We start from the raw sequence: 3,954 nt of genomic DNA, 5'->3' as shown, positions 1-3,954 counted from the left end.
CCTCGTATTTCGAAAACAACCGCAATATTATACTCATCAATCGCGCCTACTGCATTGCAAATCCGAAGGGCTTCCCAGGCTATGGCCCGAATGCCTGGGGCCTCACCGCCAGCGACACTCCCGAAGGCTACGAAGCTTCAGCTCCGGACGAGTTCGGCGACCACGGAACCCTGACGCTGACGGGCGCTCTGGCTTCCTTCCCATACACGCCTGAGGCCTCGATGGAAGCTTTCAAGCATTACTATCGCGATCTGGGTGGTGATCTCTGGGGCATCTACGGCCCACGCGATGCCTATAATCCTGGCGCTGGTTGGGTCTCTCCCATTTACATGGGGCTCAATCAAGCGCCCATTGTCGCCATGGTAGAAAACCACCGTACTGGCCTTCTGTGGAAGACTCTCATGGCTGATCCGGAGATCGCAGCGGTACAGAAGAAAATCGATGCTGTAACTCCGAAATAAGGCAACTCTCCGCTGAAAACAGGCGGAGAGCGCAGCAGAGACAATGCTCCTTAAGTGTATCCGGCGTGATCTTAGTTTTATCCCCACGTTGGTGGGTGTACGCGGCGGCGCAAAAATAGACCACGAAGCGGTGCGTGAGCGCCGGTTCGTGGCGGAGTAAAAGTAGTCCACCCCGCCAGGCAGTAACTTTCACAGACACACAGGTTCTTTTCGGGGTTCCGGAGGAGTTTCGGAGCTCACAGGATACGTGTTTTCTGTGGGATACCGGAGGGATGAAGACCGTGGAGCTTTATGCGCGTATACGGCGGGCGGTGCTGGTGGACGGGATGAGCCGGCGGGCGGCGGCGCGGGAGTTTGGCCTGGCCCGCAAGACCGTGACGAAGATGCTGGAGTACTCCCTGCCGCCTGGTTATCGGCGGCAGAAGCCGGTGCGAAGGCCGAAGTTGGGCCCGTGGCAGGGCGTCATCGACGCGATTCTCGAGGACGACAAGCAGCGACCGCCGAAGCAGCGGCACACGGCCAAACGGATCTTCGATCGGCTGCGGGCCGAACACGGCTACAGTGGGGGCTACACCATCGTGAAGGACTACGTGCGCGACGCCAAGCTGGGCGGCCGCGAGATGTTCATCCCGCTGAGCCATGCGCCCGGCGAGGCCCAGGCCGACTTCGGCCAAGCCGACGTCGTCATCGCCGGCGCCGCATCACGGCACACTACATGGTCTTCGACCTGCCGCATTCCGACGACTGTTTTGTGCAGGCCTTCCCGGCCGAGACGGCCGAAGCTTTCCTGGAAGGACATGTCCGCGCCTTCGAGTACTTCGGCGGCGTGCCCACGCGCATCCTTTACGACAACACCACGCTTGCGGTGGCGCGCATCCTCGGCGACGGCGAGCGGCAGAAGACGCGAGCATTTTCCGCATTGCAGAGCCACTACCTGTTTGCCGACAAGTTCGGCCGGCCCGGCAAGGGCAACGACAAGGGAGGCGTGGAGAACCTGGTCGGCACGGCGCGGCGCAACTTCATGGTGCCGATTCCGCACGCGGCAAGTTGGGAGGCGTTGAACGAGCAGTTCGTGCGCGACGCGATGGCCCGCCGCGCCTTACGCCTGCGCGGCCACACCGAGACCATCGGGGAACGCTTCGAGCGTGATCGCGCCGCGTTGCTGCCACTGCCACGGGCGCGCTTTGAAGCCTGTGACAAGACCACCGCGCGCGTCAGTTCCATCTCCCTGGTCCGCTACAAGACCAACGACTACTCGGTACCCACCCAGTACGGCCACCGCCAGGTGCTGGTCAAGGCTTACGTTCATCGCATCGTCATCGCCTTGGGCCATGAGGTGATCGCCGAGCACCAGCGCAGCTACGATCGCGAAGCCACGGTCTACAACCCGCTCCACTATCTGGCGCTCCTTGAACATAAGTGCCGCGCGCTAGACCAGGCAGCCCCACTTACCAACTGGCAACTGCCGGATTGCTTCGCTCACCTGCGCCGGCTGCTGGAAGCGCGGCTCAACAAGCGCGCCGCCAGAGAGTACATCCAGATGCCGCGGTTACTCGAGACCTTCCCGCTGGCCGAAGTCGCCGCCGCCATCGAACATGCGCTCGAGCTGAACGCCATCAGCTTCGATGCGATTCGCCATCTGCTGCTCTGCCGCGTTGAGCGGCGTCCGCCCAGGCTGGACCTGACCAACTGGCCGCATCTGCCCCTGGCCGCGGTGCGCTCCACACGCGCCGCCGATTACATGAGCCTGCTCAGCGCCCCGCCTGAACCGCCGGCGATGGAGGCTGCGCTATGAGCTCACCGCCGCCAGACACGCCGCAGGTTCTGCTTGAACATCACCTGAAGGCGCTGCGCATGCCCACCATGCTGCGGGAGTACGACAAGCTGGCCCGCACCTGCGCGGTTGAAAAATCAACCTTTCCGCAGTATCTGCTGCGGCTCACTGAACTGGAGCTGCTCGACCGCGACCGCCGCGCCGTCGAGCGCCGCATCCGCCAGGCCAGGTTCCCCGTGATGAAGAGCCTGGACAGCTTCGACTTCCTCTCCATTCCTGCGCTGAATAAGACGCTGGTGCTGGAACTGGCCCGCTCCGAGTATCTTGATCGCAGAGAGAACGTGCTGCTGCTCGGCAACAGCGGCACCGGCAAGACCCACATCGCTCTGGCGCTCGGTCTGGCTGCCTGTGGAGTGCCCGGCAAATTCTGTACCAGTGGGAGTGAGACAAACTGGTATGGAAGGAGCATGGAATGGGCAAGCCGAGGAAGCACACGCCTGAGCAGATTGTGAATACTCTGCGGCAGATCGAAGTGGCTGTGGCGAACGGAAAAACACACCCGGTGGCAAGTCGCGAAGCCGGTATCACCGAATAGACCTACTACCGCTGGCGCAAGGAGTACGGTGGCTTGAAGGTGGACCAGGCTAAACGGTTGAAGGAGCTGGAGCAGGAGAACAGCAAGCTAAAGCGCCTGGTTGCTGAACTCAGCCTGGACAAGCAAATCCTTCAGGACATCGCCCGGGGAAACTTCTAAGCCCGGAGCGGCGCCGTACCGCTGTGGAACATGCCAGGCAACAACAAGGGGCAAGTGAGCGTCATGCGTGCCAACTGGTTCACCAACCACGCGGCACGCAACGCTACCAGCCCACGCAGCGGGACGACGAAGACGCGCTGACCCGGGCCATTATCGCACTGGCCAGCCAGTACGGCCGGTATGGATACCGACGCATCACCATTGAATTGCAGAAGATGGGCTGGAATGTAGGCAAGGATCGCGTGGAGCGGATCTGGCGTCGCGAAGGGCTGAAGGTGCCGCAAAAGCAGAAGCCCCGCGGGCGCTTGTGGCTCAACGACGGCTCCTGCGTACGCTTGCGGCCGGAGCGGCGCAATCACGTCTGGTCCTACGATTTCATGAGCGCTTTCACTCATGACGGAAGAACGGTGCGGTTCCTGAACCTGATCGACGAGTACACGCGGGAGTGCCTGGCGATCCATGTTGGGCGCCGGATCAACAGCAATCAGCTGATCGAGCTCCTGGCCGATGCCATGATCGCGCATGGCATCCCCGAATACATTCGATCAGACAACGGGCCTGAGTTCGTGGCCAAGCAGTTGCGCAAGTGGCTGGCGAAAACGGGAGCCCTAACGCTCTACATCGAGCCAGGATCTCCTTGGGAGAACGGCTACTGCGAGAGCTTCAACTCCAAAATGCGCGATGAATTCCTGAACGGAGAAATCTTCTATTCGCTGAACGAGGTGCGGGTGCTGACGGAACGCTGGCGCGTCTACTACAACACCGAGCGTCCACATTCTTCTCTGGGCTACAGGCCGCCAGCCCCGGCAGCACTGCAGACCGAAACTTCCCAGCGGTATGGAAAAGTGGAAAGCAAAGAACGCTTCCCACTTTCCCACACCGCCTACTACTGCGACGGGCAGATATCCTCTTCTCCCGTTGCGCTACACTAACCATCTCACTGGTACAAAATACCGGGCAGGCCA

2 protein-coding genes and 2 pseudogenes are annotated in these 3,954 nt (G+C 61.3%); all 4 read left to right on the top strand.

Going from position 1 to position 3,954, the window contains the following annotated elements; genetic code table 11:
* The coding region (locus EPN31_RS06530; protein ID WP_291770921.1) for a glucoamylase family protein at positions 1-461 on the top strand (461 nt) is incomplete at its 5' end.
* Between the two features lie 272 nt (positions 462-733).
* Positions 734-2,256 (top strand): annotated as a pseudogene (gene istA / locus EPN31_RS06525) (IS21 family transposase).
* The gene (locus EPN31_RS06520) at positions 2,253-2,747 is read left to right on the top strand and encodes an ATP-binding protein (RefSeq protein WP_291770919.1); all 495 of its coding nucleotides are present in this window, start codon (positions 2,253-2,255) and stop codon (positions 2,745-2,747) included. Before istA ends, EPN31_RS06520 begins: the two are co-directional and overlap by 4 nt.
* Positions 2,708-3,921: pseudogene (locus EPN31_RS06515) on the top strand (IS3 family transposase). Before EPN31_RS06520 ends, EPN31_RS06515 begins: the two are co-directional and overlap by 40 nt.
* Positions 3,922-3,954 lie beyond the last annotated feature (33 nt).

The sequence above is a fragment of the Castellaniella sp. genome (genome assembly GCF_004321985.1).
GTDB lineage: Bacteria > Pseudomonadota > Gammaproteobacteria > Burkholderiales > Burkholderiaceae_B > Castellaniella.
This window is presented reverse-complemented; position numbering and strand designations above follow the sequence as displayed.